The organism is Janthinobacterium sp. P210005 (assembly GCF_036231865.1).
GTDB classification, from domain to species: domain Bacteria; phylum Pseudomonadota; class Gammaproteobacteria; order Burkholderiales; family Burkholderiaceae_D; genus Janthinobacterium; species Janthinobacterium kumbetense.
On the sequence record NZ_JAZARC010000001.1, the window covers coordinates 1283404 to 1304513 of the forward strand.

At 64.0% G+C, this 21110-nt stretch carries 17 protein-coding genes; 12 read left to right on the forward strand and 5 right to left on the reverse strand.

Annotated elements, in window-relative coordinates:
- Positions 1-6: 6 nt before the first annotated feature.
- Entirely contained in the window at positions 7-594 is a 588-nt protein-coding gene (locus VPH40_RS05630; RefSeq protein ID WP_289910504.1) for a TetR/AcrR family transcriptional regulator, read from the reverse strand.
- A 152-nt stretch (positions 595-746) separates the two neighbouring features.
- On the opposite strand from VPH40_RS05630, the gene VPH40_RS05635 reads away from it, so the two are divergent.
- Positions 747-1955, forward strand: coding sequence for an MFS transporter (locus VPH40_RS05635; RefSeq protein ID WP_328572931.1), 1209 nt, complete (start codon positions 747-749; stop codon positions 1953-1955).
- 12 nt (positions 1956-1967) lie between these two features.
- Here VPH40_RS05635 and VPH40_RS05640 read toward each other — a convergent pair whose 3' ends face one another.
- The 4 genes from VPH40_RS05640 to VPH40_RS05655 form a co-directional block, all read right to left on the reverse strand.
- Positions 1968-3557: an aspartate:alanine exchanger family transporter gene (locus tag VPH40_RS05640; RefSeq protein ID WP_328572932.1), complete on the reverse strand. Its 1590-nt coding sequence runs from the start codon at positions 3555-3557 to the stop codon at positions 1968-1970.
- A 232-nt stretch (positions 3558-3789) separates the two neighbouring features.
- Positions 3790-4467 (reverse strand): hypothetical protein, encoded by a 678-nt coding sequence (locus tag VPH40_RS05645; RefSeq protein ID WP_328572933.1) that lies wholly within the window; start codon positions 4465-4467, stop codon positions 3790-3792.
- Between the two features lie 61 nt (positions 4468-4528).
- A complete protein-coding gene (gene metE / locus VPH40_RS05650) occupies positions 4529-6814 on the reverse strand; it encodes a 5-methyltetrahydropteroyltriglutamate--homocysteine S-methyltransferase (protein WP_328572934.1) in 2286 nt (761 codons plus the stop codon).
- A 279-nt stretch (positions 6815-7093) separates the two neighbouring features.
- Positions 7094-8128 carry a LacI family DNA-binding transcriptional regulator gene (locus VPH40_RS05655; RefSeq protein ID WP_328572935.1) on the reverse strand — a complete coding sequence of 345 codons (1035 nt, stop codon included), beginning with the start codon at positions 8126-8128 and terminating at the stop codon, positions 7094-7096.
- A 418-nt stretch (positions 8129-8546) separates the two neighbouring features.
- Here VPH40_RS05655 and araD point away from each other — a divergent pair, with 418 nt between their 5' ends.
- From araD to VPH40_RS05710, 11 genes are all read left to right on the forward strand, one after another.
- Complete coding sequence (gene araD, locus VPH40_RS05660; protein WP_442906634.1) at positions 8547-10214, forward strand: L-arabinonate dehydratase; 1668 nt, start codon at positions 8547-8549, stop codon at positions 10212-10214.
- A 37-nt stretch (positions 10215-10251) separates the two neighbouring features.
- Positions 10252-11064, forward strand: a complete 813-nt coding sequence (locus VPH40_RS05665) for an HpcH/HpaI aldolase family protein (protein WP_328572937.1) — start codon at positions 10252-10254, stop codon at positions 11062-11064.
- A 75-nt stretch (positions 11065-11139) separates the two neighbouring features.
- Complete coding sequence (locus tag VPH40_RS05670) at positions 11140-12243, forward strand: ABC transporter ATP-binding protein (RefSeq protein ID WP_099667489.1); 1104 nt, start codon at positions 11140-11142, stop codon at positions 12241-12243.
- 48 nt (positions 12244-12291) lie between these two features.
- Complete coding sequence (locus tag VPH40_RS05675; RefSeq protein WP_289910510.1) at positions 12292-13554, forward strand: ABC transporter substrate-binding protein; 1263 nt, start codon at positions 12292-12294, stop codon at positions 13552-13554.
- Between the two features lie 76 nt (positions 13555-13630).
- Complete coding sequence (locus VPH40_RS05680; protein ID WP_289910511.1) at positions 13631-14545, forward strand: carbohydrate ABC transporter permease; 915 nt, start codon at positions 13631-13633, stop codon at positions 14543-14545.
- Complete coding sequence (locus tag VPH40_RS05685; RefSeq protein WP_034755232.1) at positions 14542-15372, forward strand: carbohydrate ABC transporter permease; 831 nt, start codon at positions 14542-14544, stop codon at positions 15370-15372. The genes VPH40_RS05680 and VPH40_RS05685 overlap by 4 nt, the downstream gene beginning before the upstream one ends.
- 2 nt (positions 15373-15374) lie before the next feature.
- Positions 15375-16271: an aldose 1-epimerase gene (locus VPH40_RS05690; RefSeq protein WP_328572938.1), complete on the forward strand. Its 897-nt coding sequence runs from the start codon at positions 15375-15377 to the stop codon at positions 16269-16271.
- A complete protein-coding gene (locus VPH40_RS05695) occupies positions 16264-17172 on the forward strand; it encodes an SMP-30/gluconolactonase/LRE family protein (RefSeq protein ID WP_328572939.1) in 909 nt (302 codons plus the stop codon). The genes VPH40_RS05690 and VPH40_RS05695 overlap by 8 nt, the downstream gene beginning before the upstream one ends.
- A gap of 27 nt (positions 17173-17199) precedes the next feature.
- Complete coding sequence (locus VPH40_RS05700) at positions 17200-17988, forward strand: SDR family NAD(P)-dependent oxidoreductase (protein ID WP_289914293.1); 789 nt, start codon at positions 17200-17202, stop codon at positions 17986-17988.
- Positions 17989-18139: 151 nt separating this feature from the next.
- Positions 18140-19594 carry an NAD-dependent succinate-semialdehyde dehydrogenase gene (locus VPH40_RS05705; RefSeq protein WP_328572940.1) on the forward strand — a complete coding sequence of 485 codons (1455 nt, stop codon included), beginning with the start codon at positions 18140-18142 and terminating at the stop codon, positions 19592-19594.
- A 65-nt stretch (positions 19595-19659) separates the two neighbouring features.
- Positions 19660-21057 (forward strand): porin, encoded by a 1398-nt coding sequence (locus VPH40_RS05710; RefSeq protein WP_305059094.1) that lies wholly within the window; start codon positions 19660-19662, stop codon positions 21055-21057.
- Positions 21058-21110: the final 53 nt, after the last annotated feature.

The window sequence follows — 21110 nt, forward strand, 5'->3', positions numbered from 1 at the left end:
ACACAATTACCTTTGAAGCAACATCCCCCGCAGCAGCAATTCCAAAGCCGCGATTGCTTTTATCAGGCGCGCATTGCCTTCGTCACCGTCTGCGATCCAGAACGCCGCTTCTGCCAGGCTGCCGTAGATCAACGAAGCCAATGCCTGTGGGCAAGCGTCGACCACGATGCCTTGCTGAATCAGCTGCTGGATCAGCCCTTGCATCGATTCGAGGCAATGGCGCTGCGAATCCGGTGAGGCGCCGCCTAAAACCGCCCTGGCATCGCGCAAGACGATGCGCTGAATTTCCGGCTCCAGGGCCATCTCCAGATAGGCACGGCAGCGCTGGCGAAAGCCTTCCCACGAGTCTGCGGCGCTATCGGAGATGGCTTGCAGGCGGCCATCCATTTCCGCATCGATCTGCTCCACCACGGCCAGCAGCAAGCCCTTCTTGTCGCCGAAGTGATGATACAGGGCGCCACGCGTCAGGCCTGCCTGCGCGGTCAGGTCGTCCATCGATGTGTCGGCATAGCCGCGCTCGCTGAACACTTTGCGGGCCGTGGCCAGCAACGATGCACGGGTTTCTTCCATTTCCACACGGGTGCGGCGAACCATTGCTCTCTCCTTACATACGCAGCGTATGATTATTTACATTCATTACGTATGTATATATACTATTCATACGCGCTGTATGTATTATCACTTTGATGCCCCTCCGTTGCAAGCAGGGCGCCGTATATCGCATGATCACATGAAGGATATGAACCATGAGTACGTCTCCCCACGTTGCCACAGAAACCACTGTCCGCCACCCATGGCTGGCGGTCGGCGCGGTCGGCATGGCCACCTTTTCGGTCGTGACGACGGAAATGCTCCCGGTCGGCCTGTTGACGCCGATTGCAGACACGCTGCACACCTCCACGGGAACCGCCGGCCTGATGATCTCGCTGCCAGCATTGCTGGCGGCCATGTTCGCGCCGCTGGTCGTGGTCGCATCGGGCAGCCTGGACCGGCGCAAGATTCTCTGTGGTTTGCTGACACTATTGGTGATCGCGAACATTGCCTCGGCCCTGGCGCAAAACATGGCGTGGATGCTGGCTGCCCGTGTGCTCGTCGGTTTTTGCATGGGCGGCATCTGGGCCATCGCCGGCGGCCTCGCTTCCCGCCTGGTTCCTGCCCGCTCGACCGGCCTGGCAACGTCGATCATCTTCGGTGGCGTGGCGGCAGCTTCCGTGCTGGGCGTGCCGCTAGGCGCACAAATCGGCGACGTTGCGGGATGGCGCTGGGCCTTCGGCGTCATGGCGCTGTTCAGCAGCCTGGTACTGGCGCTGCATCTGGCGGTCATTCCCGCACTGCCCGCTGCCGGTGCGGCGACCTGGCGCCAATTCGGCAAACAGCTGCGCAGCAGGCAGTTGCAGGCGGGGCTGCTTCTGACTCTGTTGCTGGTGAGTAGCCATTTCATGGCCTTTACCTTCGTGCGCCCGCTACTGCTGTCGATTTCGGGGTTTGGTGCGCAATGGCTGGGTGCGCTGCTGTTTGCCTATGGCTGCGCGGGCATCATTGGAAACTTCCTGGTGGGCGTGGTTGCCGTGCGGCGCACGGCGACTACCATCATCGCCATCTCGGGCGGACTGCTGCTCACGCCACTGCTGTTCCTGGCTATCGGCGATTCCGGCATCGGCGGCGGCATGGTATTGCTGGCCTGGGGACTGGCCTACGGCGGCGTATCGGTCGGCCTGATGACCTTGATGCTGAAGGCGGCGCCCCGGGCCGTGGAGATCGTCGCCGCGCTGTATGTGGGCGTCTTCAATATCGGCATTGCGCTCGGGGCGTGGACCGGTGGCCAGGCCGTGGACAGGCTGGGCCTCTCAGCCAACCTGTGGCTTGCCGCAGGATGCGCCGCGGCCGCCTTGCTGTTGTCTTTTGGCATCCGTTTTATTGAAGCCAACAAGCAACTTCGCCCTGCAAGCGATTGACGCTGGCCGCCATCACCCGTACAGATGCAGCAACACCTGCACGGCCACGATCTTGACGATGGTCATGCTGGGGAAAATCATGGCATAGCCCAGGTTCGGGCGGTCGGACTTGGCCAGGCGGTTGGCGAACACCAGCACGGCCGGGTTGCCCGTGGCGCCGGCCGCGATGCCCAGCAGCTCGGGAAACGGCAGGCGCAGGAAGACCTTGCCCAGGATCACGACGAGGGCCACCACCACCAGCACCGTCACGGCCCCCAGCGCCAGCATGGGCAAGCCATCGGCGCCCACCTGCTGCACGAAGGGCAAACCGGACGCCATGCCGACGGAGGCGAGGAAAATCGTCAAGCCATAGTTGCGCACCACCAGGTTGGCCGACAGCGGCAAGCGCCAGCTGATCTTGCCGACCCTGCCCAGGCGCCCCAGGATCAGCGCCATCACCAGCGGACCGCCCGCCAGGCCCAGGCTGAACGAACCTATCCACGGCAAGGGGATGGGCACCAGGCCCAGCAATACACCCAATACCATGCCCATGCCCAGCGACACATAGCTGAACTCGGCCGTGGCCGTGATGGAATTGCCGAACAGCTTGCGCACGTCGGCTGCATGTTTCGCCGGTGCAATGGCCATCACCCTGTCGCCGAATTCCAGGGTCAGGAACGGGTGCGGCAGGATCATCGCATCGCCGCGGCGTATGAAGGCGATCTGCAGGGGAAAATCTTTCCCAAGATTCAGCTCGCCCAGCGGCACGCCGACGATTTCCGCATCCGACACGAACACTTCCGTGCCATCGAACGCGCTGCGGTCCTTCATCAGGCGGCCCGGGTCCAGGTGGCCCAGCGCCGTGCGCGCCGCTTCCACGCCCGCCACCGTGCCCGACACCATCAGCGCATCGCCCACGCCGAGCACGAGGCCTGGATCGGGCAAGCGGTTCTGGTGCCCCTGGCGCACGCCGATCACCTGCACGCCCGCCAGGGGGCCATCGGCCAGTTCGGACAGGGCGGCACCCGCCAATTTCGCTTCATCGATGGTAATTTCCGACACGACGATGGGCGCCGGCGGCGGCGTCAGCACGGGTTTTAATATGCGCCCCGCCAGGTACAGGCCCAGCATGGGGCCGACGACGCCGAACGGGTACGCGACGGCATAGCCGACGGCCGCGTCGCCATTGCCGTGCGACGCTTCCAGCGCCGCCTGCAGGGCGGCCGTGCTGGTCATGGCGCCGGCAAACACGCCGCTGGCCATGCGCAGCGAGATATCGATCCACTGCCCGCCCCAGACGGACACGGCCAGGCCGCCCATGACGGCGGCAAAGGCGATCAGGTTATGTTTCTGCCCCGCACCGCGCAAGCCGGCGAAAAACTGCACGCCATACTGCACGCCTATGCCATACAGAAACAGCAGCAAGCCGATGGAGCCGACCATCGGCGGCGGCACGGCACCGGGAGCAAACGCGCCCAGCGCCAGCCCCGCGAACAGCACGCCGCCCACGCCCAGCGAAAAGCCGAACACGCTGATGCGCCCCAGCGCATAACCGGCGCCGATGACGAGAAACAGGGCGAGGATGGGCGTGGACTCCAGCGTGTGGCGAAATAATTGAAGCATCAGGCAACCTTGGTCTGGGGAAGGCCCAGTTTAGCATGCACAAAAGCAACACGATGGCGATGATGGCAAGCAAGCGTGCGCAGCTTTGTGCATGTAAAACGGGCAAAAAAAAGCCCGCTGCGGGAGCGGGCTGAATCTAATTCCTGTGAGGAAGTAGAGGAGACAGGTGCAATGATGCCGCATCGCAACATATAAATCCAATTGCATGTTGTGATGATGGAAATATGCTTCATCAATATCTGACCTGGGACGTTCCAAAAATGAGGAGTTTTCGATGCGATCGTTGTTCGCGCGTCACCAGCACGCGGGCTTGCTCCACGCTTACGCAAGTCTGCGGCGCAAACCCCGCTGGCACGGTCTGCGCATCTCGCGCGATGACTTGCGGATCATTGAGCACGTCATAGTCTGCACGCTTGAAAAACAGTTGCTCGATACCGGCGTCTCCCGCCGGCAACGGCTTGACGACGATGAGCGACCAATGGCCTTCATCCCCCAGAAATTGCTTTTGCTTCAGGAAGGCGTTGACGCGACCTGCATGGGGCGCCGATTCGCTCAGCTCGCTCTGATAAAGACCCAGCGGGCACAGCGCCGTGCCGGCCGGCCACCCCATGTCGGGCAACGCTGCGACAGAGACCGGACGCAACTGGGCCAGATGGCGGTCGAGCGGGTGCTTTTCCGCCGAGCAGGCGCCGAGCGCCATCAGCGCGAGCATGCCGGCGGCGCGTAACAGAGGCATCATCGGATGGTTTCCTTCTGGAAGGCAGGATGACGTGAAGGTATGGTAAGCGATAAGCCGATGGAAACGGGCAAAAAAAAGCCCGCTACGGAAGCGGGCTGAATCTATTTCCTTGGAGGAGATAGAGGAGACAGGTGAATGATGCCGCATCGCAGCATCATTATCCAATTGCATGTTGTGATGATAGAAATACGATCCCGCTATATCTCTACAGGCCTCCCCTGCCCCGCCATCCTCAGACCTTGTCGCCGCGCAAGGTTTTCGCCGCCGCCACCATATTGGCCAGCGCGGGAATGACTTCTTTCCAGCCGCGCGTCTTGAGGCCGCAATCGGGGTTGACCCACAGGCGGTGCGCGGGGATGCGTTCGGCCGCCTTGCGCATCAGCTTGACCATCTGTTCCTGGCTCGGAATATTGGGCGAGTGGATATCGTAGACGCCGGGGCCGATTTCGTTCGGGTAATTAAAATCATCGAAGGCGTCCAGCAATTCCATGTCGGAACGCGACGTTTCGATCGTGATGACGTCCGCATCCATGTCGGCGATCTGCGCGATGATGTCGTTGAATTCCGAATAGCACATGTGCGTGTGGATCTGCGTTTCATCGGCCACGCCATTGGCCGTGATGCGGAACGATTCGACGGCCCAGCGCAGGTACTCGGCCCATTGCGATTTGCGCAGCGGCAAGCCTTCGCGCAGCGCCGCTTCGTCGATCTGTATCACGCGGATGCCGGCCTGTTCCAGGTCCTGCACTTCGGCGCGCATGGCCAGCGCCAACTGGTGGCACGACACGGAACGGGGCTGGTCGTCGCGCACGAAGGACCAGTTCAGGATGGTGACGGGGCCCGTCAGCATGCCTTTCATCGGCTTGTCCGTCAGCGACTGGGCATAGGTGCTCCACTCCACCGTCATGGCGCGCGGGCGGCTGATGTCGCCAAACAAAATGGGCGGTTTCACGCAGCGCGAACCGTAGGATTGCACCCAGCCGAACTGGCTGAAGGTGTAGCCGTCAAGCTGTTCGCCGAAGTATTCCACCATGTCGTTGCGTTCCGCTTCACCATGCACGAAGACGTCCAGGCCCAGGCTTTCCTGTTCCTGCACGCAATGGGCGATTTCCGCCTGCATCAGCTTTTTATAGCCGGCTTCATCCAGCTGCCCGCTGCGGAACTGGCTGCGGGCCTGGCGGATTGGCGCCGTCTGCGGAAACGAGCCGATGGTCGTCGTCGGGTACAGCGGCAGTTGCAGCAGCGCGGCTTGCTTGGCGGCGCGCTCGGCATAGCCGCTGGCGCGCTGGCCCAGGCTGGCATCGATGCGGGCCACGGCCGCCTTGACTTGAGGATTATGCACGCGCGGCGACTGGCGGCGCGCTTGCACGGCGGCGAAATTCGCGTCCAGCGCCGCTTGCACGGAGGCGCGGCCCTGGTTCAGGGCGCCTGCGATGGTGTGTACTTCATCGAGCTTTTGACGGGCAAAGGCCAGCCAGGATTTGATCTCCGCATCGAGCTTTTGTTCGCTGTCCAGGTCGACGGGCACGTGCAGCAGGGAGCACGACGGCGCGATCCACAGGCGCGACTGCAGCCTGGCGTGCACGGGTTCCAGCCACGCCAGCACCTCGTTCAAATCCGTCTTCCAGATATTGCGGCCATTTACCACGCCCAGCGACAGGACGCTGGAACTTGGCAATTGCGCGATCACTTGTTCGACTTCCTCGCGGGCATTGACGGCGTCCAGGTGCAAGCCCTGCACGGGCAGCGTGCACGCCAGCGCCAGGTTGTCTTGCAGCTTGCCGAAGTACGTGGCCAGCAGCAGTTTGACATGATTGACCTTGCTCAAGGCGTCGTAGGCCGTGACGAGCGCCTGCTGCCAGGCGCCGCCCAGTTCCGTGACGAGGATCGGCTCGTCGATCTGCACCCACTCCACGCCCTGCGCGGCCAGTTCCTGCAGCAGTTGCACGTAGACGGGCAGCAAGCCTTGCAGCAGCGCCAGCTTGTCGGAATCGTCCTTGGCCTTGCCCAGCCACAAATAGGTGACGGGCCCGATCAGCACGGGCTTGGCCCTTACATTCAGCTGGCGCGCCTGCGCCAGTTGCTGCAACAGGCGGCTGCTGTCGAGCTTGAATTGTGTGCCGGCCGAAAATTCCGGCACGATGTAGTGATAATTGGTGTCGAACCATTTCGTCATTTCGCCGGCGTGGACGCAGCTGCAATCGCTGTCGCTGGCCGAGCGGCCGCGGGCCACGCGGAAATAGTTATCGAGCGCCGCGCCAGTCAGGTGGCGCACGCGCTGCGGCAGGTTGCCGAGGGTAAAGCTCAAGTCCAGCACCTGGTCGTAGAAGGAAAAGTCGCCGACAGGCGCCAGGTCCAGCGCGTCCTGGTCTTGCCAGTGGCGCTGGCGCAATTCGGCCCCCTGCCCTTCCAGCGCAGCCAAGGTGCTGCCGCCCTTCCAGTAATCTTCCAGGGCGAATTTCAGTTCGCGTTTGGCGCCGATGCGCGGGTAGCCCAGATTGTGTGTCGTGACGGTCATGGCGGTAGTGCCTCCTAGTGAAGTATGAATGCATCATAGTGGCTTTCATCCATGAAAAATAATGGTAAAACTTCATACATCCATTATTTCCACTCATGCGAATACATGCTCGAACACCGGCGGGGCAAAAAAAAGCCCGCTGCGGGAGCGGGCTGAATCTAATTCCTGTGAGGAAGTAGAGGAGACAGATGAATGATGCCGCATCGCAGCATATCAAGCCAATTGCATGTTGTGATGATGGAAATATGATTCATCAATATCTGTCGCAGCCAGGGCATCTCAGGCGCTGGCCCGCGCGATCAGCTGGTAGGCCAGCGGCGCCAGGGCTGGCGGCGCGGCGCCCTCGTCCACTTCGCCCAGGCGCTGCAGGATGGCTTGCGCGGCCAACCGGCCGATGTCATAGCGGGGCACGCGGATCGTCGTCAGCGCCGGCATGAGTTTTTCCGAGAACGGGAAGTCGCCAAAGCCCGCCACCGCGCATTGCTCGGGAATGCGGATGCCCAGGCGCGCCGCTTCATAGATGGCCCCGGCAGCCATGTTGTCGTTGGCAAAAAACAGGGCGTCGGGACGCTCGGCGCGCGCCATTTGCTCGCTGAATACTTGTCCGCCCGCATCGAGCGGCGCCGTCACCGACGCTTGCACGATTTCCGCACGCAAACCCAGCTGCTGCATGGTTTCCTCATAGCCCTGGACCCGCTTGCGCGCGCGGAAATCGCTGCCGATGCCGCTGTCGACGTAGACGATGCGCCGGTAGCCTTGCGCGTGCAAATACAAGGTCATGTCGCGCCCAGTGGCGATGTGCGAAAAACCGATTTGCGGATACGGCCGCTCGGGGCGGATATCCCACGTTTCGATGACGGGAATCTGCAAGCCCGCCAGCAAGGTTTCCGTGGCGGCACTGTGGTCGGCGCCCGTCAGCACCAGCGCGCGTGGCGACCAGCCGAGAAAGGCGCGCACCACCTTCTCTTCCGTCTCAATCGAGTAATCGTGGGTGGCCAGCAGCAACTGGTAATTGTGCTGCGACAAGGTGGTCGACAAGCCCTGGATGGTTTCCGCAAAGATGGAGTTCGACACGCTGGGCACGATGGCGCCCACGATGCGGCCCTGGGTCGACGCGAGGCCGCCGGCCGCCTCGTTGCGGATATAGCCGAGCTGGTCGATGGCGCTCTTGATGCGCTCGCGTGTTTCCTGCGACACGCGGTCCGGCTCCTTGAAATAGCGCGACACGGAAATGGCCGAGGTCTGTGCCAATTTGGCCACATCGAACACGGTGCTGCGGCCAAGGCCACGCCGCTTGCGTACTGGGTCGTTCATGGGTACTGCCTTCTCAAAAATCGGTGATCACCTTGCATCATGCCATGGCCGGCGGCACAGGGGATGCCAGCGTGGCGCCACTGCGCCGCGGCGTACCGGCCGGGCCGCAGAAATTCCACTGTGGAAATTGGTGCCATTGAAATCATGCCGATAGTGTAATGGCTGCGCGCGGCAAGATGCCAGCCGGCGCGCAATCTCCCTGCATTAAATCTGTTGACAGCCCCCTGCGATTCAAATTATATTTCGCTGTACTTGCAATGTTAGCGCTAACAAAGGCAGCAGGCAAGACCCGAGACAGCCGCACTGGAACGCCATACGCAGCGCGCCAGGCAACCAAAAAGGACACACATTGAGCTCCGCTACCTCCCGCCGCACGCTGGAATCCCTGCGCAGCCAGCGCTGGCTGGCCCCAGACGACATGCGCTCGTTCGCCCACCGCCAGCGCCTGCAGCAGATGGGCCTGCGCCGCGAGGAATTCCTCGACCGCCCCGTCATCGCCATCATCAATACCTGGAGCGACCTGTCGCCGTGCCACTCGCACCTGCGCGAACGGGCCGAAGCCGTCAAACGGGGCATCCTGCTGGCCGGCGGCTTCCCCGTCGAACTGCCGGCCCTGTCGCTGGGCGAAGTGATGGTCAAGCCCACCACCATGATCTACCGCAACTTCCTCGCCATGGAAACGGAAGAACTGCTGCGCTCGCTGCCCATCGATGGCGCCGTGCTGCTCGGCGGCTGCGACAAAACGACGCCCGGCATGCTGATGGGCGCCATCAGCATGGACATCCCCGCCATCTTCTGTCCTGCCGGCCCCATGCTCAACGACCGCTATCGTGGCCAGAGCGTGGGCGCGGGCACGCATACCAAGAAATTCTGGGACGACTACGTGGCCGGCGACATCGCCAAGCCCGAGTGGATCAAGCTGGAAGCGAAGATGACGCGCTCGCCCGGCACCTGCAACACCATGGGCACGGCGTCCACCATGACGTCCATCGTCGAAGCCATGGGCTTTACCTTGCCGGGCGCCACCAGCATTCCCGCCATGGATGCCAATCACGTGCGCATGGCTTCGCAGTGCGGCGAGCGCATCGTCGGCATGGTGTGGGAAGACTTGAAGCCGTCGCGCTTCTTCACCCGCGCCGCGCTGTCGAATGGCGTGGCGGCCTACATGGCGCTCGGCGGCTCGACCAACGCGGCCATCCACCTGGTGGCCATTGCCGGGCGCGCCGGCCTGGACCTGTCGCTCGATGAAATGGATGCGATGGCGCAAAAAGTGCCCGTCATCGCCAACCTGTTCCCATCCGGCGACAAGCTGATGGAAGATTTCTTCTATGCGGGCGGCATGCCGGCCCTGCTCAAGGAAATCATGCCGCAGCTGGACTTGACGGCCTTGACGGTGACGGGCCGTACCTTGGGCGAGAACATCGCCGACGCCGTCTGCCTCGACGACAGCGTCATCCGCAAGGTGTCGCAGCCGGTGGCCGACGGCGCGGCGCTGGCCGTGCTGCGCGGCAACCTGTGTCCCGGCGGCGCCGTCATCAAGCCGTCGGCCGCCAACCCGAAGTTCGCCAAACACCGGGGACGCGCCCTCGTGTTCGACTCGAACGCGGAAATGCTGGCGCAAATCCACGCGCCCGACCTGGATATCGATGAAAACACGGTCTTGATCCTGCGCAATGGCGGCCCCATCGGCGCGCCCGGCATGCCGGAATGGGGCAATCTGCCCGTGCCGAAAAAGCTGCTGCAGCAAGGCATACGCGACATGGTGCGCATCTCCGACGCGCGCATGAGCGGCACCCATTACGGCACCTGCGTGCTGCACGTCACACCGGAAGCGGCCGTCGGCGGCCCGCTGGCCCTCGTGCGCAACGGCGACATGATCGAACTGGACATCGCCGCGCGCAGCCTGAACATGGATGTGACGGACGAGGAACTGGCGCGCCGCCGCGCCGAGTGGCAGGCGCCGGCGCAGAAATATGCGCGCGGCTACACCAAGCTGTACATGGAGCACGTGACGCAGGCGGACCAGGGCTGCGACCTGGACTTCTTGCTGGGCAACGCCGCCACGCCGGAGCCGCCGATTTTCTGACGCCGCCGCCTTCCCTACCTATATAGAGAGCACAACTATGGATATCCTGGACAACCCTTTCCGCGCCTTGCTGGCGGACAACGCAGTACCGCTGGGCAGCTGGCTGATGGCCGGCACGCCCGTCACGGCCGAAGCCATGGGCTGCGCCGGCTTCGACTGGCTGGTGCTGGACATGGAACACGTGCCCATCGACTATCAGGACGCCTACCAGATCCTGCAGGCAGTCGGCGGCACGCCGGCCTGCCCCGTCGTGCGCCTGGCATGGAACGACCTGGTGCAGATCAAGCGCGCGCTCGACATCGGCGCGCAAACCCTGATGTTCCCGTTCGTTGAAAACGCGGCCGAAGCGCGCAGCGCCGTGGCCGCCACCCGCTATCCGCAGCCGGGCCAGGCCGTACCCGGCACGCGCGGTTTTGCCGCCATGCACCGCGCCAGCCGCTACGGCACCGTGCCCGACTACGCCACGCGCGCCAACGGCGCCGTCTTCTCGATTATCCAGCTGGAAACCCCGGCAGCGCTGGCGCAGCTGGAAGAGATCGCCGCCGTAGATGGCGTCGACGCCCTGTTCGTGGGACCGGGCGACCTGTCGGCCGCGATGGGCCATATCGGCAATATCGGCCACCCGGACGTGCAGGCGGCCATTGCCGACGCGGCCCGCCGCGCCCGCGCCATCGGCAAACCCATCGGCATTGTCGGCCCCTCGCCGGAAATGGTGCACACTTTCATCCATTACGGCTATGACTACGTGGCCATCGCCTCGGACATGGGCATGATGATGCGCCAGGCCAACGCCTTTATCACGGCCCTGAAACCGTCGCTGGCGAAAGCCCTCGACACGGGCGCCTACTAATTGTTCTGTTGCAACACACTGTTGCAACGCACGTAACGCGCTCAGACGCGTCATTCGCATCTTTTGGAGACAAGCATGTCAGGTGTAAAACTGGAAAAGGTTGTCAAGAAGTACGACAACGGCGTCGAAGTCATTCATGGCATCGACCTGGAAATCAAGCAAGGCGAATTCGTCGTCTTCGTGGGCCCTTCGGGTTGCGGAAAATCAACACTGATGCGCATGGTCGCGGGCCTGGAATCGATCACGGGCGGCACCATCTCCATCGAGGGACAGGTCGTCAACGACTTGCCGCCGCGCGAGCGCGATATCGCCATGGTGTTCCAGGACTATGCGCTGTATCCGCACAAGTCCGTGTTCGACAACCTGGGCTTTGGCTTGAAACTGCGCAAGTTCCCGAAGGCGGAAATCGAACAGCGCGTGCGCGCCGCCGCCACCATCCTGAAAATCGACCATTTACTCGACCGCAAGCCGCGCGCCCTGTCCGGCGGCCAGCGCCAGCGCGTGGCCATGGGCCGCGCCATCGTGCGCCAGGCCAAGCTGTTCCTGTTCGATGAACCGCTGTCGAACCTGGACGCCCTGCTGCGCTCGGAAATGCGCACGGAAATCAAGAAATTGCACCAGCGCATAGGCGCCACCACCATTTACGTCACGCATGACCAGGTCGAGGCGATGACCCTGGCCGAGCGCATCGTCGTGCTGTCCGGCGGCAACATCATGCAGGTCGGCACGCCGGACCAGATCTACAACGAACCCGTGTCGAAATTCGTCGCCGGTTTCACGGGCTCACCGCCGATGAACTTCCTCGGCGCCAAGGTGGCGCGCAACGGCGCCGGCCAGGCCGAGGTCGTGCTGGGCGCGGCGCGCCTGGCCCTGCCGCCGGAGCGCCAGGCCGCATGCGGCAAGCTCGACGGCCGCGCAGTGGAGTTCGGCATCCGCCCGGAAGACATCACGCTGGAAGCGGCCAGTCCCGCCAGCGCCGCCCTGGCCGCGACAGTCGTGGTGGTCGAGCCGCTGGGCGCGGAAACCCTGGTCATCTTCCAGTGCGAAGGCGGCGAATTGACGGCGCGCCTGCCGCCCACCTTCGCCCTGGCGCCGGGACAGCAAGTAACGGTACAGCTGGACATGGAGAAATTCCATCTGTTCGATCCGCAAGGGGGCGCGGTACTGCCCTCCCGATAAGCCGCGAACGACCGGCATACCCATTCCAAAAAAACAGGAGACAACATCATGCGTATCAAATCCCTCGTCCTGGCGCTCGGCGCCACTTTCGTCCTTGCCACCGGCTTGGCCACCAGCGCCCACGCGCAAACGGTCAAGGTGTTCGTCGGCGGCCAGGAACGCCCCGAAGTCATGCGCGAACTGTTCGCCAAATTCATGGCAGCCAATCCCGGCGTCAAGATCGACCTGGAAACGGGCGGCGCCACGTCGGAATTGCAGCAGAAATACCTGAACACGGTGCTGTCGGCCGGCGACACCACCCTGGACGTATTCCTGATCGACATCATCCGTCCGGCCCAGTACGCGTCGGCCGGCTGGATCGAAAGCCTGGACAAATACCTGGGCGCCGACCGCGACAAGATCATGGGCCAGTACCTGCCCGCCTACAAGCAAGCGAATATGGTCGACAACAAGGTCGTGGCCCTGCCCGCCTTTGCCGACGCCATGTTCCTCTATTACCGCAAGGACTTGCTGGCCAAGTACAAGCTGGCGGCGCCGAAAACCTGGGATGAGCTGGCCACCGTGGCGCGCACCATCCAGGCCGGCGAAAAGAATCCGGAATTGCAAGGCATCAGCTTCCAGGGCAAGGCCATCGAAGGCGCCGTCTGCACCTTTTTGCTGCCGTACTGGAGCCAGGGCGGCGAACTGGTCACAAACGGCAAGCTGACCCTGGACAAGCCCAAGGCGGAAGCGGGCCTGGCCATGTGGCGCAAGCTCGTCGACCAGGGCGTGGCGAAAAAGAACATCGCCGAAGTGGCCACCGACGATACGCGCAAGGAGTTCCAGGCAGGCAATGTCTTGTTCGCCGTCAACTGGGGCTATGCCTGGAATCACTTCCAGGATGGCGCCGACAGCAGCGTGAAAGATAAAGTCGGCGTCGTCAGCCTGCCGGCCATGGCGGGCGGCAAACCTGCCTCGTGCATCGGCGGCTGGCAATGGGCCGTGTCCTCGTTCTCGAAGAACAAGGAGGCGTCCGCCAAGCTGGTGCGCTGGCTGTCGAGCCCGGAAGTGTCGAAGCAGCTGGCCCTCAAGGCGTCCAACCTGCCCGTCTACCCATCCGTCTACCAGGACAAGGAAGTGCTGGCCGCCAATGGCTGGTTCGCCGATGCCCTGCCGGTGGTGCAAAGCGCCCGCTCGCGCCCCGTCACGCCGCGCTACAGCGAAGTGTCCGAAGCCGTGCGCGTCAACACGAATGCCGTGATGGCGGGCGTGAAGACGCCGGCGGCGGCCGTGGGCGAGATCGAAAACCGCGTCAAGCGCATCCTGCGCTAAGGGGATCACGCCCGTGCCGCCACGACGGCGGCGCGGGCGGCACACGCATACGCACACCGCAACAGACGAGGAAATCATGAGGCAACGCACCCTGAAAAGCCGCATCACGGACCCCAGCGAAACAACGCTGGCCTGGGTCCTGCTGACGCCGGCGATTCTTTTTTTACTGCTGATCGTGGCCTACCCGGTCAGCAAATTGATCTACAACAGCTTTTTCGACATCCGCCTGTCCGGCGGCAGCCTGCCCAGTTTCGTGGGCCTGGACAACTACAAGATGGCGCTGGAAGACGCGCTGTTCTGGAAGTCGCTGAAAAACACCGTCATCATCACCGTCGTCACCGTGCCGGGCGCGCTGGTAGCCGGCCTGGGCCTGGCCATGCTGGCCAACATGCCGTTCAAGTACCGCTGGCCCGTGCGCCTGGCGCTGCTGCTGCCGTGGGCACTGCCGCTGGCCTTCGTCGGCCTGATCTTCGCCTGGTTCTTCCACAGCGAATACGGCCTGGTGAACGACATCATCCGCCGCATCGACCTCTTGATCCCCGGCCTGGGCTGGGAGCCGCAAATCTGGTTCAATTCGCCCGCGCTGACCATGGCCGCCATCTGCATCACGACCATCTGGAAAACCTCGTCGTTCATGGCCCTCATTTTACTCGCCGGCCTGCAAACCATCCCCGCCTCGCTGTATGAGGCGGCCGAAGTGGACGGCGCCAGCAAATGGAAGCAATTTACGGAAGTGACCCTGCCGCTGCTGGTGCCATCGATGCTGGTGGCGCTGATCTTCCGCACCCTGACGGCCATCCAGTCCTTCGATATTCCGTACAACATGCCCGGCCCTGGCGACGAAACCAAGACCCTGGCCATGTACATCCAGTCCAATACCGTCGATTACCTCGACGTGGGCTACGGCTCGACCCTGGCGGTATTCATGTTCCTGCTGTCGATGGCCACCACGTTTGTGTATCTGAAATATGTAAGAGGAGACAAAGAATGAGCGGCCTGTTTTCATCGAAGCGCCTGCGCTGGTTCGCCGCCGCGATCGTTATCCTCAACGGCGTCTTTCCCGCCTTGTGGATCCTGTTTACCTCGCTCAAGACCGAGAGCGAGCTGACGCAAAAGCCGATCACCTACTGGCCGCACGAACCGACCATCGGCAATTTCATCTCCGCCTTCCAGGACCAGCCGCTGCTGACGTTCCTGACGAATAGCCTGATCGTGGCCGGCCTGTCGACCCTGCTCAGCCTGTTCATCAGCGCGCTGGCCGCGTATGCGATCGCCCGCTTGCGCCTGCGCTTCCGCGGCCTGATCCTGACGGCCATCATCGGCGTGTCGATGTTCCCGCTGGTGACCCTGATGGTGCCGCTGTTCGAGATCATGCGCAGCCTGGGCTTGCTGAACTCCTACTGGGCGCTGGTGCTGCCGTACACGGTGCTGAACCTGCCCATCTGCACCCTGATGATGGTGAGCTTTTTCCAGGATATCCCGCGCGACATCGAAAACGCGGCCATGCTCGACGGCTGCACCCGCCTGAGCGCCCTGTGGCGCATCGTGCTGCCGCTGGCCGCGCCGGGCGTGGCGACGGCCGCCATCCTCGCGTTTGTGAATTCCTGGGACGAGTTCCTGCTGGCGCTGTCGATGAATTCGGCCGTGGCTTACCGCACCCTGCCCGTCGGCATCCAGCTGTACCAGGGCGAGTTCGCCTTCCCGTGGCCGATCATTTCGGCGGCGCTGGTGGTGGCCATCGTCCCCATCGTCGTGCTGATCGTGATCTTCCAGGAAAAGGTCGTCAGCGGCCTGACCTCGGGCGGCTTGAAGGGCTGAAAATGGACCACCAGTCTCCCTTCACCCTGGCGCACGGCGACTGCCGCGCCGACGTCCACCCGGCCACGGGTGGCGCGCTGGCGGCTTTCCGCTGGCGCGGGCGCGACATCCTGCGCGCCGCGCCAGCCGCTGCCAACGTGCGGCAGATGGCCTGCTACCCTTTGGTGCCGTATTCGAACCGTATCGGCGACGCCGTGCTGCAGGCGCAGGAGCAGACACATGCGCTGCGCGCCAACTTCCCGCCCGAGCCGCACAGCATCCACGGCTTCGGCTGGCAGCGCGCCTGGCACGTTGCGGCGCGTGCGGACGACAGCGCCGAACTGCTGCTGGTGCACGGCGGCGACGCCGACTGGCCGTTCGCCTGCGAGGCGCGGCAAACCGTGCTGCTCGACGCTGCCGGCCTGCGCCTGACCTTATCGGTGCGCAATGACGACACGCGCGCCATGCCCGCCGGCCTGGGTTTTCACCCCTACTTTCCGCTGGCGCCCGGCCTGCGCCTGCAGGCGCAATGGGATGGCGTGTGGAGCATGGGCGCCGACCACCTGCCGGCCGGCTTGGCGCCCGTGGCGCAAGCGTCGCCATTCGCCACGCCGCAGCCGGTGGCCGGCTGGCGCAGCGACCATTGCTACAGCGGCTGGACGGGCCGCGCCAGCCTCGATTACGGCGACTACAGCGTGCAGCTGTCGGCCAGCGACAATTGCCGCCACCTCGTATGCTTCGCGCCCAACGACGAACGCAGCTTTATCGCCATCGAACCCGTCACGCACGCCAATAACGCGTTTGCGCTGGCCGCGCGCGGCGCGCACGACACGGGCATGCGCCTGCTGGCGCCCGGCGAGACGCTGCACATCGCCATGCGCCTGGCCATGCAGGAAAATGCGGAGGAGGCCCATGCGTGAATGGCAAGCCGAACTGGCCCTCGACGCGCGCGCCCAGCTGGGCGAATGCCCGCTGTGGAGCGTGGCCGAACAGTGTTTGTACTGGATCGATATCGCCGGACGCCGCCTGCACCGCTACGATCCGGCGACCGGCCTCGACCGCGTCTGGTGGGTGCCGTGCGAACCGGGCTGCATTGCCCTGGCTGAAAAAGGCGGCCTGGTGGCGGCCCTGCGCGACGGTTTCTACCGTTTCTACCCGCAGGAAGGCTTGCTCGACAAGCTGGCCGATGCGCCCTACGACAGCGCCGACATGCGTTTCAACGATGGCCGCTGCGACAGCGCCGGGCGCTTCTGGGCCGGCGCCATGTATGAGCCGCGCACGGCGGAACTGGCTGCCATGTTTTGCCTGGAACGGGGCGCCACCCGCCTGGGCTGGGGGCCGCAGCAGGGCCTTGGCGTCAAAGTCAGCAACGGCCTGGCGTTCGCCGCGGATGGCCAAGCCCTGTTCCAGTCCGACACGCCGAACCACGTGATCTACCGTTACGCCTTTGACGCGGCCAGCGGCCAGGTGGGCGAACGCAAGGTGTTTGCCCGCCTGCCCGCCAAGGGAGAGGACGCCGTGTACGGCGGCCGCCCCGATGGCGCGGCGCTCGATGCGGAAGGCTGCTACTGGAGCGCGCAATACGAAGGCGGCCGGGTGCTGCGCTTTTCGCCGCAGGGCGAAATCATCGGCATCGTGCGCGTGCCCGTCACGCGCCCCACCATGATCGCCTTTGGCGACGCCGACCTGCGCACCCTGTACATCACCAGCGCGCGCGAAGGCGCCAGCGACGACGAACTGGCGCGCCAGCCGCAGGCCGGCGGCCTCTTTGCCGTGCGCCTGGACGTGGCCGGCCGCCCCGAACCCCTGTACCGGGATTGATACCCGGATCTTCACCCTGAGGACAGCATGAACGCCAACATCACTCTCTACCCCAGCCTGCAGGACCGCGTGGTCTTCGTTTCCGGCGGCGGCTCCGGCATCGGCGCCGCCCTGGTCGAGCACTTCGCCCTGCAAGGCGCGCAAGTGGCTTTTTGCGACATCGACCGCGACGCCAGCGCCGCCCTGGCCGCACGCCTGGCGCCCCTATGCCGCCATGCGCCCTGTTTCGTGTACAGCGACATCCGCGACATCGCCGCCTACCAGGCCAGCCTGGCCGACGTCGAGGCGCGCTTCGGCGCCATCCGCGTGCTGCTCAATAACGCGGGCCGCGACGACCGCCATTCGCTGGCCGAACTGACGCCCGAATACTGGGACAACTGCCTGGCACTGAACCTCAAGCACCACGTGTTCGCCATCCAGCAGGTAGCGCCCGGCATGGCGGCCGCCGGCGGCGGTTCCATCATCAACCTGGGCTCGATCTCGTGGATGCGCGGACGCCCCAACCTGGTCGGCTACACCACGTCCAAGGCGGGCATCGCGGGCCTGTCGCGCACCCTGGCGCGCGAGCTGGGCGAACAGAATATCCGCGTCAACGCCATCGCGCCGGGCGCCATCGCCACGGACCGCCAGGCCGCGCTGTGGCGCGACCCGGAAGAAGACCGCCGCTTCATCGAACTGCAATGCCTGAAATACCGGCTCGACGCGGGCCACGTGGCGCGCACGGCCCTGTTCCTGGCGGCCGATGATTCGGACGGCATCACGGGACAGAACATCATCGTCGATGCGGGACTCGCCCAAGTCTCAGTCGCTGGTTAAGAACGCGAAAAAACCTACTGCGCGTCGCGATTTGCGGCTTCCGATGCTCACTGTGCATTCGCACAGCTCCGCTTCTCGGCCACAACTCGCTGCCGCTCGCTACGGTTTTGTTATGCGTTCTAAAACATATTCATCTTCAAGGAGAACCCTCATGTTGAACCTGCAAGACGCAAGCCTGTTGAAACAACAATGCCTGATCGACGGCGCCTGGTGCGACGCCGATGACGGCGCCACCATCGCCGTCACCAACCCGGCTACCGGCGCCGTCATCGCCACCGTGCCGCGCATGGGCGCGGCCGAGACGCGGCGCGCCATCGCCGCCTCGCATGCGGCCTTCCGGCTGTGGCGCAAGCAGACCGTCAAGGCGCGCGCCACGGTGCTGCGCGCCTGGCATGCCTTGATTTTGCAGCACGCGGACGACCTGGCGCTGATACTCACCACGGAACAGGGCAAGTCGCTGGCCGAAGCCAAGGGCGAGATCGTCTCGAACGCGGCCTACCTGGAATGGTTTGCCGAGGAAGGCAAGCGCGCATATGGCGACGTGATCGCGCCGCCGTCGAACGACAAGCGCATCGTCGTCATCAAGCAGCCGATCGGCGTGTGTGCGGCCATCACGCCGTGGAATTTCCCGAACGGCATGATCACGCGCAAGGCCGGCCCGGCCCTGGCTGCCGGCTGCAGCATGGTCCTGAAACCGGCGTCGCAAACGCCGCTGTCGGCCCTGGCCCTGGGCGAACTGGCGCTGCGGGCCGGCGTGCCGCCCGGCGTCTTCAATGTGGTGACGGGCGCGGCGCAGGCCATCGGCACGGAACTGTGCCACAACGACCTGGTGCGCAAGATCACGTTTACGGGGTCGACGGAAGTGGGCGCCTGGCTGTCGCGCGAGGCGGCCGGCACGATCAAGAAGCTGTCGCTGGAACTGGGCGGCAACGCGCCCTTCATCGTCTTCGAGGATGCCGACATCGACGCGGCCGTCGAAGGCGTACTGATGTCGAAATACCGCAACAGCGGCCAGACCTGCGTCTGCGCCAACCGCATCTACGTGCAGGACAGCATCTACGACGACTTCGCCGCCCGCCTGGTGGCCAAGGTAGCCGAGCTGAAACTCGGCAATGGCCTGGACGCGGGCGTCACGCAAGGCCCGCTGATCGATGAAAACGCCGTGCGCAAGATCGAGCAGCACATCGCCGACGCGCTGGCCAAGGGCGGCAAGCTGGCCATCGGCGGCAAGCGCCACGCGCTGGGCGGCAGCTTTTTCGAGCCCAGCGTGGTACTCGAGGCAAACAGCGACATGCTGGTGGCCACCGAGGAAACCTTCGCCCCGCTGGCGCCGCTGTTCCGCTTCGGCAGCGAAGAGGAAGTCGTCGCCATGGCCAACGCCACGCAGTTCGGCCTGGCCGGCTATTTCTACAGCCGCGACCTGGGCAGAGTCTGGCGCGTGGCGGAAGAACTGGAAGTGGGCATGGTCGGCATCAACACGGGCATGATCGCCAATGAAATGGCGCCGTTCGGCGGCGTCAAGCATTCGGGCATGGGCCGCGAAGGCTCGCATTACGGCATGGACGACTTCCTCGATATCAAATACTTGTGCATGGGAGGAATTTGATTATTTCAATGTAAGCAAGGCAGGGATCAGCAACCATACTCATAAAAAACACAGGAGACAAGATCATGCAAACGACATTCCGCAAGACCACCCTGGCCGCGGCCATCACCGGCGTGCTTCTCGCGGCGCCATTTGTTAGCGCTAACGCACGCGCTGATGAACTCAGCGACATGAAGGCCATGCTGGCGCAGTTGCAGGACAGGGTGGCGCAGATGGAAGCGAAAGCGGCCCAGCCCGCACCAGCGACGATGGCGGCCGCACCGGCAACGTCGGCGGCGGCCCCCATGCAGCCCGCCACCGGCTTCAACTGGAAACTGTACGGCCGTGGCGACATCGGCTATACGGTGTCGCGCGGCAAGGATGCCAGCGGGCGCCAGCTGACCAACCACCGCCTGAACCAGGGCGAGATGGCCAGCCGCCTGGGCCTCACGGGCGCCTGGGTCTTCAGCGACGAGTACAAGGCCATCTTCGGCGTCGAGACGGGCTTGAACTTGTTCAACGGCAATGCGGGCGGCGGCACGCAAAACAACACCACCTCATCCGTGCTGTTCAACCGGGGCTCCACCGTCGGCTTTGCCTCGACCACCTGGGGCTCGATCGAAGGCGGCACCATGTACATGGCGCCGTTCTGGGTCTCGCTGGGCGCCGACCTGGCCTCGGCGCACAATTACGGCGCCAACGACTTCAGCGCCCTGTTCTCGCTCACGCGCCCCGAATCCCTGGGCCGCTACCTGAAGGACCCCGTGACAAACAACGCCAGCAAGACGACGAGTTTGGCCGGCAACAACTCGGGCACGGCCTTGTTCTACGGCAATGCGTTGCGCTACCGCAGCCCCACTTGGAACAACATTTCTGCGGAAGTGTCATATTCGGCCGGCCAGCAAGCGTCTTCCGCCACCGACCTGGAAAACGATGGCCGCAGCTGGGCCGCCAACGTGCTGTACAAGAAGGGCGACCTGTTCCTCGGCTATGCGCACATGGATTACCAGCAGAGCAACGACATCAGCACGGGGGGCACGCCGAACTTCCTCAAGCGCAACCAGGTCACGGACATCGTCGGCGCGCGCTACAAGTGGAACGATTTCACCTTGGGCGGCTCCTACACCTCCTACCGCGTGTCGAACGCGGGCGGCTATGCGGCCGATGCCTTCGGCGTCTCGGGCGCCTACGACCTCGGCAAGCACCGCATCGAGGGCAGCCTGGCGCACATCAGCTATGACGGCGCCAACGCCAAAGGCGCTTTCGGCACCAACACGGGCGATGGCGTGGGCAAACCCACGTCGACGGCCTACTCGCTGGGCTACCTGTACAACTTCCAGCCGACCCTGTCGTTCTACGCCTACGCCACGCGCATCGCCAACAACAGCCATGCCAAGCTGGGCGTATTGCAGTTCCGGGGGGACAATAACTACTTCGGCTACAGCCCCGTCGAGCTGACCGCCGGCATGTTCCTCGTCTTTTAATTCAGTGCCTATTTGTTGATGCACCGCCGGCCCGCCCCACGCCACCATGCGGG

Excerpts from the sequence above, each read along its gene's own strand:
- VPH40_RS05630 (WP_289910504.1), bottom strand. The coding sequence starts at position 594 with ATGGTTCGCCGCACCCGTGTGGAAATGGAAGAAACCCGTGCATCGTTG.
- VPH40_RS05635 (WP_328572931.1), top strand. The coding sequence starts at position 747 with ATGAGTACGTCTCCCCACGTTGCCACAGAAACCACTGTCCGCCACCCA.
- VPH40_RS05640 (WP_328572932.1), bottom strand. The coding sequence starts at position 3,557 with ATGCTTCAATTATTTCGCCACACGCTGGAGTCCACGCCCATCCTCGCC.
- VPH40_RS05645 (WP_328572933.1), bottom strand. The coding sequence starts at position 4,467 with ATGCAATTGGATAATGATGCTGCGATGCGGCATCATTCACCTGTCTCC.
- metE (WP_328572934.1), bottom strand. The coding sequence starts at position 6,814 with ATGACCGTCACGACACACAATCTGGGCTACCCGCGCATCGGCGCCAAA.
- VPH40_RS05655 (WP_328572935.1), bottom strand. The coding sequence starts at position 8,128 with ATGAACGACCCAGTACGCAAGCGGCGTGGCCTTGGCCGCAGCACCGTG.
- araD (WP_442906634.1), top strand. The coding sequence starts at position 8,547 with ATGCGCTCGTTCGCCCACCGCCAGCGCCTGCAGCAGATGGGCCTGCGC.
- VPH40_RS05665 (WP_328572937.1), top strand. The coding sequence starts at position 10,252 with ATGGATATCCTGGACAACCCTTTCCGCGCCTTGCTGGCGGACAACGCA.
- VPH40_RS05670 (WP_099667489.1), top strand. The coding sequence starts at position 11,140 with ATGTCAGGTGTAAAACTGGAAAAGGTTGTCAAGAAGTACGACAACGGC.
- VPH40_RS05675 (WP_289910510.1), top strand. The coding sequence starts at position 12,292 with ATGCGTATCAAATCCCTCGTCCTGGCGCTCGGCGCCACTTTCGTCCTT.
- VPH40_RS05680 (WP_289910511.1), top strand. The coding sequence starts at position 13,631 with ATGAGGCAACGCACCCTGAAAAGCCGCATCACGGACCCCAGCGAAACA.
- VPH40_RS05685 (WP_034755232.1), top strand. The coding sequence starts at position 14,542 with ATGAGCGGCCTGTTTTCATCGAAGCGCCTGCGCTGGTTCGCCGCCGCG.
- VPH40_RS05690 (WP_328572938.1), top strand. The coding sequence starts at position 15,375 with ATGGACCACCAGTCTCCCTTCACCCTGGCGCACGGCGACTGCCGCGCC.
- VPH40_RS05695 (WP_328572939.1), top strand. The coding sequence starts at position 16,264 with ATGCGTGAATGGCAAGCCGAACTGGCCCTCGACGCGCGCGCCCAGCTG.
- VPH40_RS05700 (WP_289914293.1), top strand. The coding sequence starts at position 17,200 with ATGAACGCCAACATCACTCTCTACCCCAGCCTGCAGGACCGCGTGGTC.
- VPH40_RS05705 (WP_328572940.1), top strand. The coding sequence starts at position 18,140 with ATGTTGAACCTGCAAGACGCAAGCCTGTTGAAACAACAATGCCTGATC.
- VPH40_RS05710 (WP_305059094.1), top strand. The coding sequence starts at position 19,660 with ATGCAAACGACATTCCGCAAGACCACCCTGGCCGCGGCCATCACCGGC.